Origin of the sequence: Nocardioides sp. Root1257, from assembly GCF_001425175.1 — a bacterium.
GTDB lineage: Bacteria > Actinomycetota > Actinomycetes > Propionibacteriales > Nocardioidaceae > Nocardioides.
The window spans coordinates 1,192,883-1,208,666 of sequence record NZ_LMDV01000008.1 but is presented as its reverse complement, the minus strand read 5'-3'; the positions used below and the strand labels follow the sequence as shown (position 1 = coordinate 1,208,666).

The 15,784-nt window shown below is 71.5% G+C and carries 19 protein-coding genes and 2 tRNA genes; 9 read left to right on the top strand and 12 right to left on the bottom strand.

Annotated features, from left to right (window positions below):
• Positions 1-139 precede the first annotated feature (139 nt).
• The 5 genes from ASC77_RS13910 to ASC77_RS13890 all read left to right on the top strand — a co-directional run bounded on the left by ASC77_RS13910 (position 140) and on the right by ASC77_RS13890 (position 3,572).
• The gene (locus tag ASC77_RS13910; RefSeq protein WP_056153675.1) at positions 140-1,711 is read left to right on the top strand and encodes a phytoene desaturase family protein; all 1,572 of its coding nucleotides are present in this window, start codon (positions 140-142) and stop codon (positions 1,709-1,711) included.
• 65 nt (positions 1,712-1,776) lie between these two features.
• A tRNA-Lys gene (locus ASC77_RS13905) sits at positions 1,777-1,852 on the top strand.
• A 58-nt stretch (positions 1,853-1,910) separates the two neighbouring features.
• Entirely contained in the window at positions 1,911-2,258 is a 348-nt protein-coding gene (locus ASC77_RS13900; protein WP_082574691.1) for a hypothetical protein, read from the top strand.
• A gap of 1 nt (position 2,259) precedes the next feature.
• Positions 2,260-2,679: a PPOX class F420-dependent oxidoreductase gene (locus ASC77_RS13895; RefSeq protein WP_056153673.1), complete on the top strand. Its 420-nt coding sequence runs from the start codon at positions 2,260-2,262 to the stop codon at positions 2,677-2,679.
• Positions 2,680-2,720: 41 nt separating this feature from the next.
• Positions 2,721-3,572 carry a trypsin-like peptidase domain-containing protein gene (locus ASC77_RS13890; RefSeq protein WP_056153668.1) on the top strand — a complete coding sequence of 284 codons (852 nt, stop codon included), beginning with the start codon at positions 2,721-2,723 and terminating at the stop codon, positions 3,570-3,572.
• Here the strand turns inward: ASC77_RS13890 and ASC77_RS13885 are convergent.
• Positions 3,559-5,949, bottom strand: coding sequence for a penicillin acylase family protein (locus ASC77_RS13885; RefSeq protein ID WP_056153667.1), 2,391 nt, complete (start codon positions 5,947-5,949; stop codon positions 3,559-3,561). The genes ASC77_RS13890 and ASC77_RS13885 overlap by 14 nt on opposite strands.
• 190 nt (positions 5,950-6,139) lie before the next feature.
• Between ASC77_RS13885 and ASC77_RS27000 the strand changes: the two genes are divergently transcribed.
• Entirely contained in the window at positions 6,140-7,480 is a 1,341-nt protein-coding gene (locus ASC77_RS27000) for a hypothetical protein (protein ID WP_056153664.1), read from the top strand.
• Between the two features lie 13 nt (positions 7,481-7,493).
• Here the strand turns inward: ASC77_RS27000 and ASC77_RS13875 are convergent, their stop codons facing one another.
• Genes ASC77_RS13875 through ASC77_RS13850 form a run of 6 tightly spaced genes read right to left on the bottom strand, consistent with a single transcriptional unit; the run spans position 7,494 to position 10,554 of the window.
• Positions 7,494-7,793 carry a GroES family chaperonin gene (locus ASC77_RS13875; protein WP_056154171.1) on the bottom strand — a complete coding sequence of 100 codons (300 nt, stop codon included), beginning with the start codon at positions 7,791-7,793 and terminating at the stop codon, positions 7,494-7,496.
• Positions 7,794-7,832: 39 nt separating this feature from the next.
• Positions 7,833-8,087, bottom strand: coding sequence for a DUF3618 domain-containing protein (locus ASC77_RS13870; RefSeq protein WP_056153661.1), 255 nt, complete (start codon positions 8,085-8,087; stop codon positions 7,833-7,835).
• A 57-nt stretch (positions 8,088-8,144) separates the two neighbouring features.
• Entirely contained in the window at positions 8,145-8,897 is a 753-nt protein-coding gene (locus tag ASC77_RS13865) for an energy-coupling factor ABC transporter ATP-binding protein (protein ID WP_056153658.1), read from the bottom strand.
• A gap of 7 nt (positions 8,898-8,904) precedes the next feature.
• Positions 8,905-9,573, bottom strand: coding sequence for a cobalt ECF transporter T component CbiQ (cbiQ, locus tag ASC77_RS13860; protein WP_056153654.1), 669 nt, complete (start codon positions 9,571-9,573; stop codon positions 8,905-8,907).
• Position 9,574: 1 nt separating this feature from the next.
• Positions 9,575-9,859: a PDGLE domain-containing protein gene (locus tag ASC77_RS13855; protein WP_056153652.1), complete on the bottom strand. Its 285-nt coding sequence runs from the start codon at positions 9,857-9,859 to the stop codon at positions 9,575-9,577.
• Positions 9,856-10,554 carry an energy-coupling factor ABC transporter permease gene (locus ASC77_RS13850; protein ID WP_056153649.1) on the bottom strand — a complete coding sequence of 233 codons (699 nt, stop codon included), beginning with the start codon at positions 10,552-10,554 and terminating at the stop codon, positions 9,856-9,858. Before ASC77_RS13850 ends, ASC77_RS13855 begins: the two co-directional genes overlap by 4 nt.
• Positions 10,555-10,670: 116 nt before the next feature.
• Here ASC77_RS13850 and bcp point away from each other — a divergent pair, with 116 nt between their 5' ends.
• From bcp to ASC77_RS13835, 3 genes are all read left to right on the top strand, one after another.
• A complete protein-coding gene (gene bcp / locus ASC77_RS13845) occupies positions 10,671-11,168 on the top strand; it encodes a thioredoxin-dependent thiol peroxidase (protein WP_056153647.1) in 498 nt (165 codons plus the stop codon).
• Between the two features lie 80 nt (positions 11,169-11,248).
• A tRNA-Leu gene (locus tag ASC77_RS13840) sits at positions 11,249-11,330 on the top strand.
• Between the two features lie 44 nt (positions 11,331-11,374).
• On the top strand, positions 11,375-12,244 hold the full coding sequence (locus ASC77_RS13835) for a bile acid:sodium symporter family protein (protein ID WP_056153643.1): 870 nt from the start codon (positions 11,375-11,377) through the stop codon (positions 12,242-12,244).
• On the opposite strand, the gene ASC77_RS13830 is transcribed toward ASC77_RS13835, so the two are convergent.
• The 5 genes from ASC77_RS13830 to ASC77_RS13810 form a co-directional block, all read right to left on the bottom strand.
• Complete coding sequence (locus tag ASC77_RS13830) at positions 12,232-12,819, bottom strand: lysophospholipid acyltransferase family protein (RefSeq protein ID WP_056153641.1); 588 nt, start codon at positions 12,817-12,819, stop codon at positions 12,232-12,234. The genes ASC77_RS13835 and ASC77_RS13830 overlap by 13 nt on opposite strands.
• The gene (rdgB, locus tag ASC77_RS13825; RefSeq protein WP_056153638.1) at positions 12,816-13,415 is read right to left on the bottom strand and encodes an RdgB/HAM1 family non-canonical purine NTP pyrophosphatase; all 600 of its coding nucleotides are present in this window, start codon (positions 13,413-13,415) and stop codon (positions 12,816-12,818) included. The genes ASC77_RS13830 and rdgB overlap by 4 nt, the downstream gene beginning before the upstream one ends.
• Complete coding sequence (gene rph / locus ASC77_RS13820) at positions 13,412-14,146, bottom strand: ribonuclease PH (RefSeq protein WP_056153636.1); 735 nt, start codon at positions 14,144-14,146, stop codon at positions 13,412-13,414. The genes rdgB and rph overlap by 4 nt, the downstream gene beginning before the upstream one ends.
• A complete protein-coding gene (locus ASC77_RS13815; RefSeq protein WP_056153633.1) occupies positions 14,143-14,901 on the bottom strand; it encodes an SGNH/GDSL hydrolase family protein in 759 nt (252 codons plus the stop codon). Before ASC77_RS13815 ends, rph begins: the two co-directional genes overlap by 4 nt.
• 79 nt (positions 14,902-14,980) lie before the next feature.
• Positions 14,981-15,784, bottom strand: a complete 804-nt coding sequence (locus ASC77_RS13810) for an ABC transporter permease subunit (RefSeq protein WP_056153630.1) — start codon at positions 15,782-15,784, stop codon at positions 14,981-14,983.

Here is a 15,784-nt window from a genome sequence, read left to right as displayed (position 1 = left end):
GCTCATCCTCTCGCGAGTCCAGCAGTCTGGCATGAGTCTTGCGGGTTTCTGTCGGTACCCCTCGGTAGGTACGCGGTGTCGCAGGCGGGACTGGCGATGCGTGCGGAACGGTCCTGGGCACGTGCCCTAGGTTGAGCGGATGACATCGCAGCGCTCGTCGTACGACGTCGTCGTGGTCGGAGGCGGCCACAACGGCCTGGTCGCCGCCGCCTACCTGGCCCGCGCCGGCCTCTCGGTGGTGGTGCTGGAGCGGCTGGACCACACCGGTGGTGCGGCGATCTCCGCCCCCGCGTTCTCGGGTCACCCGGCGCGGCTCTCGCGCTACTCCTACCTGGTCTCGCTGCTGCCGCAGCAGCTGATCGCCGACCTGGACCTCGAGCTGGACCTCGCGTCGCGCTCGGTGGCGTCGTACACCCCGACGCTGCGCGACGGCGTGGCCGGGGGCCTGCTGGTGGAGCGGCCGGAGGGCCCTCGCACGGAGCAGTCGTTCCGCGACCTCACCGGCGGCAGCGACGAGTACGCCGCCTGGCAGCGGTTCTACTCCGACGTGGCCGGCCTCGCCGAGGTGGTCGCCCCGACGCTGCTCGGACCCGTCCCCCTCGAGAAGGACATCCGGGAGCAGGTCGACCCGGACGTGTGGCGCGACCTGGTGACCCGGCCGCTGGGCGAGACGATCGAGGCGCGCTTCGCCGACGACACGGTCCGCGGCGTGGTGGCCACCGACGCGCTGATCGGCACGTTCGCGTCGATGCGCGACGAGTCCCTGCTGCAGAACCGCTGCTTCCTCTACCACCTGATCGGCAACGGCACCGGCGAGTGGCGGGTGCCCGTCGGCGGCATGGGCGCGGTCACGGACGCGCTCGCGCGCGCGGCCCGGACCGCCGGGGCCGAGATCATCACGTCCGCGGGGGTCAGCAAGATCGACGCCTCGGACGACGGCGCGGAGATCACGTGGGACGACGACTCGGGCACGCACCGGGTCAGCGCCCGGCACGTGCTCGCCAACGTCGCGCCCTGGGTGCTGCGGATCCTGCTCGGCGGCCCCGAGGAGCAGGACACGAAGCCGGCCGGCTCGCAGCTCAAGATCAACATGCTGCTCGACCGCCTGCCCCGGCTGCGCTCCGGCGTCGACCCGAAGGTCGCCTTCGCCGGCACCCTGCACCTCGGCGAGGACTACAGCCAGCTCGGTGCGGCGTACGACGACGCGGCCGCCGGCCGGGTCCCCTACGTGCTGCCGGGCGAGATCTACTGCCACTCGCTCACCGACCCGTCGATCCTCGGCGACGCCGCACCAGGCCAGCACACGCTGACCTACTTCGGGGTCCACACCCCGGCCGCACTCTTCGACCACCACCCCGAGGAGGCGAAGCGCCTCGCGGTCGCCCGGGCCGTCGAGTCGCTCAACCTGCACCTCGCCGACCCGATCGAGTCGTGCCTGGCGACCGACGCCGAGGGGCGGCCGTGCCTGGAGGCCAAGATCCCGCAGGACATCGAGCGCGACCTGGCGATGCCGGGCGGGCACATCTTCCACGGCGACCTGGAGTGGCCGTGGGCCCCCAACCGCGCCCGCCTGGACACCCCGGCGCAGCAGTGGGGCGTGCAGACCGACGTCGCCTCGGTGCTCGTCTGCGGCTCCGGGTCGCGGCGCGGCGGCGCGGTCTCGGGGCTCGGCGGGCACAGCGCCGCGCAGGCCGTGCTGGCCTCGCTCTGAGAGCCGGCCCCCTCGATTTTTCTCGCTGGTCCCCCGCTGGTATCGTTCACGTCGCTTCACCACGCGCGGCATTAGCTCAATTGGCAGAGCAGCTGACTCTTAATCAGCGGGTTCGGGGTTCGAGTCCCTGATGCCGTACCACCCTCGCAGGGCCGGGAACCACACGTTCCCGGCCCTTCGTGTGTCCTACGCTGGTCGCATGCAGAGCAAGCTCTCGTTCCAGTCGCGCAACAGCGTGCTGTCGCTCTGGTCGGACGGCTCGGTGCTCAGCATCGGGTCCGTCGGATCCGCGCTGTCGGTGGGCAGCGTCGGGTCGTACGCGTCGTTCCTCTCCATCGGCTCCTCGATGAGCCGCCTCTCCGTGCTCTCGCACCAGAGCAACGCCGCGGTCCTCTCCCACCAGTCGACGCGCGGCATCCTCGTGTCGCAGACGGACGGCGGACACGGTCCCCAGCAGCACCTGACCGCCGCGCAGATCGCGCTCCCGGTCGCGGTGGTCGTCGCCTCCGGCGTCGCGTACGCCGTGCTGCGGCGGCTCGGAGCCTGAGATGGAGATCCAGCAGGCCGTCGACGCGATCCGCGCGAACCGCCAGGCGATCCTCACCACGATCAAGCAGGACGGTCGCCCGCAGCTGTCCAACGTGCTGGCCGGGGTCGGCGACGACGGGCTGATCCGGGTGTCGACGACCGCCGACCGGGCGAAGTACGTCAACCTCGTGCGCACGCCCTGGGCGGCCCTGCACGTCAACGGCGACAGCTTCTGGTCCTACGCCGTCATCGAGGGCGACGTGACCGTCTCGGCGGTCGTCGCCGACCCGCACGACGAGGCCGCCGACGAGTCGGTCGCCCTCTACCGCTCCCTCGCGGGCGAGCACGAGGACTGGGACGACTACCGCGCCGCGCTGGTGCGCGACCGGCGGGTCGTCGTCCGGGTCTCCCCCACCCACGCCTACGGCATGCTGCGCTGAGCGCGACGTAACCCGCGCGTGCGGGGTCTCGTTGGCTGGGCATGTCGAAACGGATGCTCGCTGCCCTGGCCATCGCCGCGCTCGGCCTCTCGACCGCGCCCGCGGGAGTCGCATCGGCGGCGCCACGCTGGGCGCCGGCCGACACCGCGACCATCCACCCCGGCACGATGATGTACACGAAGGGTGCCCAGTGCACCGCCAACTTCGTCTACCGGGACAAGGCCGGTCACGTCTTCGTCGGGTACGCCGCGCACTGCGCCGGGCTCGGCGAGGCGACCGACACCGACGGCTGCCGGGCGAAGTCCCTTCCGCTCGGCACCCCGGTCACGTTCACCCAGGGGGGCAGCGTCGCCGACGAGGGCACCCGGCTCGCGACCGGCAGGCTCGTCTACTCGTCGTGGCGCACCATGCGCCGCCTCGGCACCACCGACGCCAGCACCTGCGCCTACAACGACCTCGCGCTGGTGAAGGTCAAGCCCCGCGACATCGCGAAGGTGAACCCGTCGATCCCGTTCTGGGGCGGCCCGACCGGCATCGATACCGACGGTACCGCCGCCGGCGACCAGGTCTACACGTTCGGCAACTCCAGCCTCCGCGGCGGCGTCGAGGTCCTCTCCCCGCACACCGGCGTCAGCCTCGGCGACGACCCCGCCACGGACGGCTGGTCGCACCCGCTCTACACCGTCTCCCCCGGCGTGCCCGGCGACTCCGGATCGGCGTTCCTGAGCGAGGACGGCAAGGCGATCGGCGTGCTCTCCACCCTCGGCCTGGCCCCGCTGCCCGCCTCGAACAACATCGGCGACCTCGGCAAGGAGCTCGCGTTCGCCCGGGCACACAGCGGACTCACGGGCCTGCGCCTGGTCAAGGGCACGGAGGAGTTCAGCGCCCGCTGATCACGACCCGGCGCACCAGGTCGGCTGCGATCTGGGCCCGGGTCCACGGGAAGCGCACCCAGCGCTCCTGCGAGAAGAGCCGCGTCTGGTCGGCGGCGTACGGCGACCGCGGGTTCTCCGACTGCCCGTAGGTCAGGATCGTGCGCGCGTCGAGGCGTCCGCGCGAGAGGAACGACACGGCCTGGATGTGCGACGAGCCGTAGGTCACCGGGCGGTAGCGGCCGCGGTTGCTCAGCGGCCAACGTGACGCCAGGGCGTTGGCGTTGCCGGCGGCGTCGCCGGTGCCCCCGCCGAGTGGGAACGGCTTCGCCCCACGGTCGCCCGCGACCTGGAGCGAGCCCCAGCGGGCGTCGAACGGGATCTTGCGCGAGCGCAGGGCGGCGATCGCGTCCGACATCGCCTGCACGAGCTGCGGGTTCGCGACGTTCAGGTCGCGCGGGGTGTTCAGCGGGTCCGCCGGGTCGAACGGCGTGAGCCAGACGCCGGTGTCGGGCAGGCGGGCGATGAGCTCCTCGAAGAGCGCGTAGCCACGCGAGCGGGCATCGGAGTGGCCGTCCCACCGGTGCAGCGCGGCGCAGGCCTCGGTCTCACCGGTGGCGGCGCAGAGGGTGTCGAGCGCGCCGTTCTGCCGCATCACCTCACCCGCCATGACCCGGTTCTCGTACTCGTGGCCGCGCAGCGTCCGCGGCGACTCCTTGCGACCGGACGCGAGCCGGTCCAGCACGTAGTGGGACACCATCCGGGTGCGCATCGTGCGCTCGCACCGCTCGCAGCCGATGATCCCGGCGTAGCCCTCGAGCGGCTGCGCCGGGTTGGGCAGCCAGTAGGAGTCGTTCGCGTTCATGACCCAGTCGCGGCGGACCTCGGAGGGCAGGTTGCCCGGCCCGAAGATGCCAGGCCGCTCGGCGTCCGCGTCGGTCCGCCATGCGCAGCGGCCGTCGGCGAAGGTCCCGTCGAGGCCCGGCAGGCCGGCGACCGCGTCGAGCACCTCGCCGGTCGGCGTCTTGCATTGGGCCGCGAGGTCGTCGGGGACGTTGGGCACCACCGAGTGGTCGGCGTACAGCGCGTCACCGTGCCGGTCGGCAGCCGTCGTGTTGACCCACGGCATCCCGGCCCCGGCGTCCTGGCGGCGCAGCAGGTCGCGGACGCTGGTCGCCTTGCCCATCGCGAGGAAGGTGTCGACGGTGCGCAGGTGCTCGGCGTTGGCGTCGCGGATCGCCCACACGCTCGCCGGACCCCACGGCATCAGCATCGCGGGGGCGTCGATGACGTAGCCCTGCGGCGTCCGGTAGAGATCCTCGCTGACCGTCTTCAGGCCGCCCTTCGTGCGGACCCGCACCTTCACCGTGTCCTTGACCAGCTGCCGCGGGCCGCCCTCGGTGAGGTACGTCGTGCCCGGCGCGGGCGTCTTGTACTCGTACGGCGTGAAGCGATAGGCCGTCGACACGGTGTGGCTCCAGGCGACGTCCTTGTTCCACCCGATGTTGACCGCGGGCGAGCCGATCAGGGAGGCGCCGGCGACGTCGTAGCGGCCCGGGATCGTCAGGTGCTGCTGGGTGAAGTGGTAGCGGCCGCGCCACGGGAAGTGCGGGTTGCCGAGCAGCATCCCCTTGCCCGTCGTCGACGCGGAACCGCCGATCGCAGTGGCGTTCGAGCCGAACGGTGCGTCGGGGTCACGACCGAGCGCCGTGAGCAGCGCGTCGCGGTCGACGTCGGCGGCATCGACCGGCAGCTCGGGCAGCCCGGGGTCGTCCGCGCTGGGCGGCGCGGCGTCGACGATCTCCTTGACGAAGACGCCCGACGAGGCAAGCAGGTTGGCCAGGTAGACGCCGTACCAGAGGTCGATCACGGTCACGTCGTCGCGCAGGTACGCCGCGCCACGGCAGGCGGGGTCGGTGACCCGGTGGGTGCGCAGCCACTCGTTGGCGCCCGCGACGTAGCCGCGGACCATCGCGCGGGCCTGACGACCCGGTCCGGCGACGGGGTCGCGGAGCAGCCGCTCGACCACCTTGCGCCGGCGCAGGTCGGTGACGAACGCGTCCACCTGGAGGTTGGACGCGTCGAGGGTGACCTGGTCGTTGTAGCGCCCGGTCGGGCCGAGCCAGCGCGAGCGCTGGCCGCGCGCGGTCAGGAGGGTGTCGGCCAGGGTGCACACCGACGCCTCGGTGGCGGCGTACCCGCTCCCGAAGCCCAGCGACCCGAAGCTGCGCGCCGTGACGTGCGGGATCCCGTGCTCGGTGAAGGCGATGGCCGCCCGGTAGCGCGGCGCCGCGGCCGGGCGGGCCTCGGCGAGGTCACCCGGGACGCCCGGAGCGCCCGGCAGCCCGGTCAGCGGGAGCAGCACGAGCGTGAGGGCGAGGACCAGGAGGGCGCGCATGCCAGGTCAACGTCGTGGGTCGACGAGGGGTTATGGCGGGCCCGTCCCAGACCGGGGCGCCGGGCTTTCCTCAAGGACTCCGCAAGGTTCGTCCACCGCTCGGCCAAGGCTCGTCCACAACCGGCGACGGAGGCATTTCGGCGTGTGAACCTCTTCCTGTCACAGTCTCGGACCCAGGAGCAGAACCTCGATGCGTACCCGCCTCGTCACCGCCGCCGCACTTCTCGTGCCGGCCGTCCTCGCGCTCGGCGCGGCCCCGGCCGTCGCCGCCGCCAGCCCGGGCGGCAACAACGGCACCATCAAGCTGAGCGAGGTCGGCGGTCCCGAGGACCAGAGCAACGACCCGAAGCTCTCGTGCTCCTTCGAGGTCCAGTGGTACGGCTTCGACGCCGGCTCCACCCTCTACTCGGACGTCTCCTTCGCCGGCCAGGGCGCGGACAGCGACGTCACCATCGGGGTCAGCGGCTCGACCCACGTCTTCATCGGCGAGGACGCCGCCGGCGGCGGCACCGACCACGACGCGACGCAGGTCTACACCCTCAGCTTCGACAAGCCCGCGGCCAACGCCGCCCAGGGCTACCACGTGAAGGTCACCACCGCGAACGGGGGCTCGAAGGGCAACGACACGAAGACCAAGGTCTTCCACGTCGCTCCGTGCGCGGCCCCGGCCCCCGCTCCGGCTCCGGCTCCTGCTCCGGTCCCGGCACCCGCTCCGGACCCGACTCCGGCACCCGTTCCGGCTCCGGCCGAGCCGGCCCCGGCCGACCCCGCGCCTGCCGACCCGGCTCCCGCCACCGACCCGGCTCCCGCCACCGACCCGGCTCCCGCCACCGACCCGGCTCCCGCCACCGACCCGGCGCCGGTCGCGACGACCCCGGCGCTGGTCCCGTGGAGCTGGGACTGGCAGTACGCCGCCCCGTCGTGCGACGCCCTCACGGTCGACTACCCGTCGAACATCCCCGCCGGGCAGGCCAACGACGTCAACATCCGGTTCGCGACGCCGAGCGGCCAGCTCACGCTGAACTTCCACGACAACACCGGCACCTGGGACGGGCACACCGTCTTCACGTACGCCGACCACGCGCAGTGGCCCGCCGGGCTCACGTCGTACGACGTGGTCTGGGTCCAGGTCGGCGGCACCAACTACCACTGGCAGGGTCAGGTCGCCTGCGGCGACGCCGCGCCCGCTGCCGCCGCTCCGGCTCCCGCTGACCCGGCGCCGGCCGCTCCGGCTCCCGCCGCTGCCGCTCCCGCCGCCCTCGCCCAGGTCCTCGGGTTCCGCTCCGGCAGCGCCTCGGTCAAGCGCGGCGCCGCTCCCCAGGCCGACTGGATCACGGTCGCGTCCAGCGACGCCGAGGTCGTCACGGTCCAACAGCTGAAGGCCGGCTCCTGGACGGCGACCCGGACCGCGCAGATCGACGACGGTGCCGCCAAGGTGACCTACCCGCGACTGGGCAAGCGCGGCACCTACAAGTTCCGCGTGCTGGTCGACGGCGTGGCCTCCAAGCCGCTGACCGTCAAGGTCCGCTGACCAACAGGTAGAGCTAGAGGTAGAGGCCCGTGGCCTCGTCGCCGACCCGGTCGGCGGCGACGGCGTGCACGTCCCGCTCGCGCATCACGACGTACAGCTCGCCGTGGACCTCGACCTCGGACTTGTCGTCGGCGTCGAAGAGGACCCGGTCGCCGACCTCGACGGAGCGGGCGTGCGGGCCGACGGCGACCACCTTCGACCAGGCGAGGCGGCGCGCGCCCATCGCGGCGGTGGCGGGGATGACGATGCCGCCGGACGACCGGCGCTCACCGGCCTCCCGGTCGAGCTCGACGAGGACCCGGTCGTGGAGCATCTTGATCGGGGTCTTGCTGGACAACGGGTCACCCACGGCTCAGTTGACGACCTTGCGGATGATCGCGAACACGACGACGACGCCGACGACTCCGCCGACGACCTTGAGGATGTTGTCGGTGCGCGGCTGACCGGTCTGAGCGTCGACGAAGTGGCCCTTGATGCTGCTGACCTCGCGGCTCACGATCGTCTTGGGGTGCGCCCGGTAGAGGAGCTGGTCGATCGTGGTCGCCAGCTGCTCCCTGGTCTCCTCGATCTCAGCCTCGAGAGCGGACAGTGATTCGTCCTTGCCCACTTCTTCTCCTCCGTCGACGGTTGCGAGTGCGAGGCTATCAACCGCACCGCTGCCCGGTCAGGGTCGGGGCGTCGCCGTCCGCGGGTCGAACCCGAAGGGCAGCTCGAGCCGGTGGGCCGTCATCAGGGCGTCGTCGGTGAGCACGTCGTACGTCGAGCCGTCGGCCACCACCGTGCCGCCGCTGAGCACCACCGAGCGGGGGCAGAGCTCGAGGGCGTAGGGCAGGTCGTGGGTCACCATCAGCACCGTGACGTCGAGCGAGCGCAGGATGTCGGCGAGCTCGCGCCGGGAGGCGGGGTCCAGGTTCGAGGACGGCTCGTCGAGCACCAGGATCTCCGGCTCCATGACCAGCACCGTCGCGACCGCGACCCGGCGCCGCTGGCCGAAGGAGAGGTGGTGCGGCGGGCGGTCGACGTACTCCGCCATGCCGACCTGCTCGAGGGCGCGCATGACGCGGCGGTCCAGCTCCGCGCCCTTGATGCCGAGGTTGGCCGGCCCGAACCCGACGTCGGCGCGCACGGTGCCCATGAAGAGCTGGTCGTCGGGGTCCTGGAAGACGATGCCGACCCGGCGCCGGATCTCGGTGAGGTTCGCCTTCTCGACCGGGAGGCCGCTCACCGAGACGGAGCCCGCACCGGCGGTGTGGATGCCGTTGAGGTGGAGCACCAACGTCGTCTTGCCGGCGCCGTTGGGTCCGAGCAGCGCGACCCGTTCCCCCTGGTGGACGTGCAGGTCGACGCCGAAGAGCGCCTGGTGGCCGTCGGGGTAGGCGTAGGCCAGGCCGCGGACGTCGAGGACGGGAGTGCTCATGGGGTGGTCACCTGGGCATCTTTCCGGTGTAGCCGCGCGACAGCATCGCGAGGTGGACGCGCTCGCCGCGCTCGTAGGAGCGGATGAAGAGCGCCCCGGCCGAGCGCGCGAGCACCGGCCAGTGCCGCGGGTTGCGCGCCGTGAAGCCGCGGGACTCGCGCGCGATCCGCATCCGCTGCATCTCGCCGGTGACGACGTCGAGGTAGCGGACCATGAACGACATGATCTGCACCAGCTGCTGGGGCAGGTGCAGCCGCTCCAGCCCGAGCAGCAGCTCGTTGGGCTCGGTCGTCGCCGCCAGCGTGAGGCTGGCCAGGACGCCGAGCGTGCCCTTGATCAGCAGCGCGATCCCGGCCTCGAGCCCGTGCTGGCTGACGCTGACGCCGAGCACCTCGGTCTGCGGACCGGTGGCGACGAAGGGCAGCAGCACCGCGAAGAGGACGAACGGGACCTCGACGACGGTGCGCTTGAGCAGGTACGTCGGGGGCACGCGGGAGACCGCGATGACGCCGACCAGGACCGCGAGGTAGACCGCGAAGGCGGGGTACCAGTCCCGGGGGGTCGCGACCACGACGATCATGAACGCGAGCAGCGTCAGCAGCTTCAGGTGCGCCGGGACCCGGTGGATCGGCGAGTGCCCGTGGAAGTGCAGCTTGTGGCCGTGGCCGGCGCCCACGTCAGGACCGGTCGTCCCGCGAGCGCCGGCGTACGACGTACGTGACGCCGCCGGCCAGGGCCAGCACGACCAGCACGCCGATGACGCCGGTCAGGCTGCCGTAGCCGTCGAAGAGGCCCTGGTGGGTCCGCCCGCTGCCGGCGAAGCCGTGGTCCTCGGACACCTTGGTGAGGCCGTCCGGGCTGCTGTCGGCGAAGCGGCTCACGATCCCGGCCAGGGCCAGGGCGACCAGGAGGACGGCGACCAGGACCACCTTGGTGCTGGGCCTGGTGCTGGGGCGCTTCATGCCGCCGCTCCCGACGTGGGCGTGCGGATCTCGAGCTCGCGGCGCTCGAGGATCGGGCGCGCGCCGTACACGAGGTCGGGGCGTACGGCGAGGATCGCGCCGATCGCCAGGAAGGTGATGACGCCCTCGCCGATGCCGATCAGGACGTGCACCCCGACCATCGCGGTGGCGAGGTTGCCGAGGTCGATGCCGGTCGCACCTCCGACGGCGTACAGCCCCACGAAGAGCAGGGCGGCGACGGGCACCGAGACCAGCGCGCCGATCCCGGCCTGGGCGGGCACCAGGGAGATCCGCTTCGGCAGCACCATCTGCAGGCCCTTGAAGACCAGCCAGCCGACGGCAACCGTCGTGAGGCCCATCAGGGTGATGTTGGTGCCGAGCGCGGTGATGCCCCCGTCCGCGAAGAGCAGGCACTGCACCATGAAGACCACGCTCAGGCACAGGATCGCCGTCCACGGCCCGACCAGCACGGCTGCGAGCGCACCTCCCATGAGGTGCCCGCTGGTCCCGACGCCGACCGGGAAGTTGAGCATCTGGACCGCGAAGACGAACGCCGCGACCAGCCCCGCCATCGGCGCGGTCTTGTCGTCGAGCTCGGTGCGGGCCTTGACCAGGGCCACCCCGATCGTCACGACCGCGACGGCGCCGGTGGCGGCCGAGGTCGGTGCGTCCAGGAAGCCGTCAGGGACGTGCATGCGCTCTCCTGCTCAGTGGCGAGGTCACGGGCGATGAATTGCAGGGATAAATTGAACGGGCCGAGATCGCCCACCCTACGTTATTGCAAGTTACTTGCGACAAGGAGTTCCGACCTGTGAGCCAGCCCGCGCGCCTCTCCCCCGGTGACACCGCCCCGGAGTTCACCCTGACCGACGACACGGGCGCAGAGGTGGCGCTGAGCGACTTCCTCGGCCGGAAGGTGATCGTCTACTTCTACCCGGCCGCGATGACGCCCGGCTGCACCAAGCAGGCCTGCGACTTCACGGACACCCTCGACTCGTTCAAGGCCGAGGGCTACGAGGTCCTCGGCATCTCCCCGGACAAGCCGGAGAAGCTCGCCAAGTTCCGCGCCCGGGACCACCTCACCATCACGCTGCTGTCCGACCCGGACAAGACCGTGATGAAGGAGTACGCCGCCTTCGGCGAGAAGAAGCTCTACGGCAAGGTCGTCGAGGGCGTCATCCGCTCCACGGTCGTCGTCGACGAGGACGGCAAGGTCTTCCTCGCGCAGTACAACGTCAAGGCCACCGGCCACGTCGCCAAGCTACGCCGGGACCTCGAGCTCAACCACGCGGACGAAGAGCCTCGCTGAGTGGTGGTTGAGGTGCGAGGGCCGCTGGGCCCGAGCCTCGAAACCACCATCGGGCGCCCATGGAAGACTGAGCGCCGCTCGCCGAAGTGGTGGAACTGGCAGACACGCAGGTTTTAGGTACCTGTGCCTTCGGGCGTGGGGGTTCAAGTCCCCCCTTCGGCACTCGTTTCGACCCACGGTGTGACGGCGGTCACTGGACTCCGCGCATGGACTCCGCGCTCACGACCGTCGCCCTCCCGCTGGCGCTCGGCATCATCATGTTCGGCCTCGGGCTCTCGCTCACACCGGCCGACTTCCGCCGGGTGGCGAGCGCGCCGAAGGCCGTCGCCGTCGCGCTGACCTGCCAGCTGATCATCCTGCCGGTGGTCTGCTTCGGCCTGGTGAAGCTGCTCGACCTGCCGCCGCTGCTGGCGGTCGGCATGATGCTGCTTGCGGCGTCTCCTGGCGGCACGAGCGCCAACCTCTTCAGCCACCTCTTCCGCGGCGACGTCGCGCTCAACGTGTCGCTGACCGCGATCAACTCGATCATCTCGATCATCTCGCTGCCCCTGATCACCAACCTCGCGATCAGCCACTACGACCTCGGCGACACCGTGTCGCTCCAGTTCACGAAGGTCGTGGAGGTCTTCGCGATCGTGCTGGTGCCCGTCACGATCGGCATGCTCGTGCGCGCCCGTGCCGCGGGCTTCGCGACGCGCATGGACAAGCCGGTGCGGATCGGCTCGGCCGTGATCCTCGCGGTCCTCGTGCTCGGGGTGCTCATCGACCAGCGCGAGGACGCGGCCGGCTACCTCGCCGACGTCGGTCTCGCCGCCGCGCTCTTCTGCGCGATCTCCCTCGTCACCGGGTACGTCGTGCCGCGCGCCGCCGGCGTACGCGAGGCGCAGGCGGTCGCGTCCTCGATGGAGATCGGGGTCCACAACGCCACCCTGGCGATCTACGTCGCGGTCGAGGTGCTCGACAGCACCCAGATCTCGATCCCGGCCGCGGTCTACTCGATCTTCATGTTCGCGTTCGCGGCGCTGTGGGGTGTGGTGCTCACCCGGCACCTGGCGAAGACGGCTCAGCCCGCCTGAGAGCCCTCTTCGCGCAGCCGCGGCACGGTGGTGCCCTCCGGCTTGATGCCGGTCTTGTCGGCGAAGAAGGCGCGGATCCTGTCCATGTCGGCGACCACGTCGCCGGTCACGGCGAAGGTCGGGCCCCAGCCCACCGTGCGCGACGGCGCGTCGAGGAAGGCCAGCGTAATCGGCAGACCGGTCTGCTGGGAGATCCGGTAGAAGCCGGACTTCCAGTACTCACCCTTGCTCCGGGTCCCCTCGGCCGCGATGCCGAGCAGGAACGTCTCGTCGGTCTCGGCGTCGGCGAGCAGGCCGCGGATCGTCGCACCGGGGTTGGCCCGGTCGAGCTCGACGGCGCCGGACGCGCGCATGATCGGGGCGAGCGGCCCCTTGAAGAACGAGTCCTTCACGAGCAGCCGGATCTGCACGTTGTTGTCCCACGCCAGCAGCATCGTCAGGACCCAGTCCCAGTTGGACGTGTGCGGCGCGCCGACCAGGATGCCCTTCTTCGGCACCTCGCCGACCGTCTTCCAGCGCGAGAGCCTCAGCAGCACGCGTGCCAGGTTGCGACGGACGAAGAAGTGTCGGCTCATCGCAGGATCCGGGCGACGATCGGGGCCATCCGACGCAGCGCCCAGCCGCGGTGCGAGATCGCGTCCTTGTCGGCGACGCTCAGCTCCGCGGTCGTCAGGCCCGGCCGCGCCTCGGCCTCGAACAGCACGTCGTACCCGAACCCGCCGCTTCCCCGCACCTCGCGGATCACCCGTCCGGGCATCGTCCCGCTCGTCAGCTCCTCGCCCCCGGGGTGGCAGAACGCCACCGCGCAGTGGAAGTGGGCCGTACGCCGCTCGTCCGGCACGTCGTCGAGCTGGGCGAGGAGGAGCTCGTTGTTGCGAGCGTCGTCCTTCGGAGGCCCCGACCAACGCGCCGACAGCACGCCCGGCATCCCGTTGAGGGCGTCGACGCAGAGCCCGCTGTCGTCCGCGAGCGACGGCAGGCCGGTCGCCAGCACGCCCGCGCGGGCCTTGAGCAGCGCGTTGCCCTCGAACGTCGCCTGGTCCTCGACGGGCTCGTCGTAGCCGTCGACCTGGTCGATGCCGAGGACCTCGACCTCGGGGAGGTGCTCGCGCAGGATGCGCTCCATCTCCTCGATCTTCTTGAGGTTGCGCGAGGCGAGGAAGACCCTCATCGAGCCAGCGCCTCCTGCTGGAGGCGGGTCAGGTCGGCGCAGCCCTTCTCGGCCAGCGCCAGCAGCGCGTCGAGCTCGGTCCGGTCGAACGCCGCGCCCTCGGCGGTGCCCTGGACCTCGACGAACTTGCCGGTGCCGGTCATCACGACGTTCATGTCGGTCTCGGCGCGGACGTCCTCGACGTACGGGAGGTCGAGACGCGGGACCCCGTCGATGATCCCGACGCTGATCGCGGCGACCGACCCGGTCAACGGACTTGCTGCATCTCCGGCCGGCAAGGCGCCGGTCGAGCGCAGGTGGGCGACCGCGTCGGCCAGGGCGACGTACGCGCCCGTGATCGCAGCGGTGCGGGTGCCGCCGTCGGCCTGAAGCACGTCGCAGTCGAGCTGGATCGTGTTCTCGCCGAGCGCCTGGTAGTCGATGACCGCCCGCAGCGAGCGGCCGATCAGCCGGCTGATCTCGTGGGTGCGGCCCCCGATGCGGCCCTTGACCGACTCGCGGTCGGAGCGGGTGTTGGTGGACGCGGGGAGCATCGCGTACTCGGCGGTCACCCAGCCGAGGCCGGATCCCTTGCGCCAGCGCGGCACGCCGGGCGACGCGGAGGCGGCGCACAGCACCTTGGTGCGGCCGAACTCGATGAGCACGGAGCCCGCTGCGTGGTCCAGCCAGTTGCGGGTGATCGTCACCGGTCGGAGCTGGTCGTCGGTCCTGCCGTCCTCGCGCGCACTCATGTGGTGACCCTAGTGCGTTCGGACCACGCCATCCGCACCGCCCACGGGGCCAGGTCCCGGGCCCGGCGCCCGACCCACGGCGCCCCCTCCGTCGCCATCCACGCCAGGTCACGCCGCCAGCTCGGGTCGTAGCCGCCGGCCGTCACCAGGCTCGGTGGCTCGCAGGAGAACCCGACCTCCGCGAGCAGCCCGGCGTACGCGTGGGCGAGGACGCGGTGCCCGAGCTCGGACGGGTGCAGCCGGTCGACCGACCAGAACCTGCGGTCGGTGACCTCCGGTCGCGCGGCGAGGTCGAGGCGCAGGCCGCCGTACGTCGCGTGGACCTCGTCGTAGACGCGGTTGACGGCCTCGATCCGCTCGGCGAGCGGGCGCCGGAGCACGCCGGGCAGCCCGAACACCGAGCCGTGGTCGTGGAAGCGCGCGGTCAGCAGCAGCGCGCCGGACCCGTGCAGGGCATCCGCGCAGGTCATCAGGTCCTCGCGCAGACGGGCCGGGTCCCACGCGGAACGCATCGTGTCGTTGATGCCGACCACCAGCGACGCGACGTCGGGCCGGTGCGTCAGCGCCGCCTCCAGCTGGTCGGCCCGCACCGAGGCGGCCGTGGCGCCGGAGACGGCGACGTTGCAGGCCGAGACGTCGTACGTCGTGGCGAGCGCGCCGGCGAGCAGCCGGGCCCAGCCCCGCCAGCCTCCTGGCACCGGGTCGCCGATGCCGTACGTCGTGCTGTCACCGAGGGCTGCCAGCCGCAGGTACATGCCCTCAGCGTGTCCGGGCCCGGTTCCCGCCGACCGCCACGAGGTGTCGTGTCGGTCAACGTTGCGTGACGGGTCGGGTCTACTTGACCTCGGCGCGCAGGATGCGCCAGACGCCGATCACGATCGGGATGACCAGCCAGATGAAGCCGGACACGACGAGGTGCGCCCACTGGTCGCCGGTCAGCGGCCAGTCGTAGAGCTCGTTCTGCGCACTGAGGAAGTCGATCCACGGCGCCAGCTTGTCGAACCAGGCCATCAGGGCGGCCCCGATCCCGATCAGGATCGGCAGCACCCACTTGTAGATGAAGAAGACGACGATGGCGCCGGCCGTGTTGAGCAGCAGCGCGGCCAGCGCGAACCCGCCGAGCATCGCGAAGGTCTGGTTGACGATGAAGGCGAAGAACCCCGCCCAGCCGAAGGTCCAGTCGGCGTCGCCCTGGATCGCCCCGTAGACCAGGTTGCAGACCAGGCCGAGCACGATGGCGACCACGACGGTCGCCAGGGTGAGGAGCACGCCGACGACCGCCTTCGCGGCGATCACCCGCGGACGTCGCGGCTCGAGCGCGAAGGTCACCATCGCGGTGCGCTGGCCCCACTCGCTGGTGACCAGCATGATGCCGAGCACCGGCAGCAGGAACGACGTCATGAACGCGGCGGCGCCGATGAAGTCGCCGAACTGGATCGACTCGTCGTTGACCGTCGTGACGATCAGGACGATGACCTCGGTGGCCAGCACGATCAGGCCGATCACCATCAGCAGCCAGAAGCTTGCGCGGGTGTCGTAGGACTTGCGCAGCTCCACCCGGACCAGGCGCGAGAACGGCGTCGGCCTCGTCGTGGAGATGTCCAGCGCGTGGCCCAGGGCGGGGGTGGTCGCGCTCAT

Excerpts from the sequence above, each read along its gene's own strand:
- ASC77_RS13855 (WP_056153652.1), bottom strand. The coding sequence starts at position 9,859 with ATGAAGCGCCCCAGCACCAGGCCCAGCACCAAGGTGGTCCTGGTCGCC.
- ASC77_RS13895 (WP_056153673.1), top strand. The coding sequence starts at position 2,260 with ATGGAGATCCAGCAGGCCGTCGACGCGATCCGCGCGAACCGCCAGGCG.
- ASC77_RS13835 (WP_056153643.1), top strand. The coding sequence starts at position 11,375 with ATGGACTCCGCGCTCACGACCGTCGCCCTCCCGCTGGCGCTCGGCATC.
- ASC77_RS13910 (WP_056153675.1), top strand. The coding sequence starts at position 140 with ATGACATCGCAGCGCTCGTCGTACGACGTCGTCGTGGTCGGAGGCGGC.
- ASC77_RS13900 (WP_082574691.1), top strand. The coding sequence starts at position 1,911 with ATGCAGAGCAAGCTCTCGTTCCAGTCGCGCAACAGCGTGCTGTCGCTC.
- ASC77_RS13890 (WP_056153668.1), top strand. The coding sequence starts at position 2,721 with ATGTCGAAACGGATGCTCGCTGCCCTGGCCATCGCCGCGCTCGGCCTC.
- rdgB (WP_056153638.1), bottom strand. The coding sequence starts at position 13,415 with ATGAGGGTCTTCCTCGCCTCGCGCAACCTCAAGAAGATCGAGGAGATG.
- ASC77_RS13885 (WP_056153667.1), bottom strand. The coding sequence starts at position 5,949 with ATGCGCGCCCTCCTGGTCCTCGCCCTCACGCTCGTGCTGCTCCCGCTG.
- rph (WP_056153636.1), bottom strand. The coding sequence starts at position 14,146 with ATGAGTGCGCGCGAGGACGGCAGGACCGACGACCAGCTCCGACCGGTG.
- ASC77_RS13810 (WP_056153630.1), bottom strand. The coding sequence starts at position 15,784 with ATGAGCGCGACCACCCCCGCCCTGGGCCACGCGCTGGACATCTCCACG.
- ASC77_RS13875 (WP_056154171.1), bottom strand. The coding sequence starts at position 7,793 with ATGCTCCACGACCGGGTCCTCGTCGAGCTCGACCGGGAGGCCGGTGAG.
- ASC77_RS13830 (WP_056153641.1), bottom strand. The coding sequence starts at position 12,819 with ATGAGCCGACACTTCTTCGTCCGTCGCAACCTGGCACGCGTGCTGCTG.
- ASC77_RS27000 (WP_056153664.1), top strand. The coding sequence starts at position 6,140 with ATGCGTACCCGCCTCGTCACCGCCGCCGCACTTCTCGTGCCGGCCGTC.
- ASC77_RS13865 (WP_056153658.1), bottom strand. The coding sequence starts at position 8,897 with ATGAGCACTCCCGTCCTCGACGTCCGCGGCCTGGCCTACGCCTACCCC.
- ASC77_RS13850 (WP_056153649.1), bottom strand. The coding sequence starts at position 10,554 with ATGCACGTCCCTGACGGCTTCCTGGACGCACCGACCTCGGCCGCCACC.
- ASC77_RS13815 (WP_056153633.1), bottom strand. The coding sequence starts at position 14,901 with ATGTACCTGCGGCTGGCAGCCCTCGGTGACAGCACGACGTACGGCATC.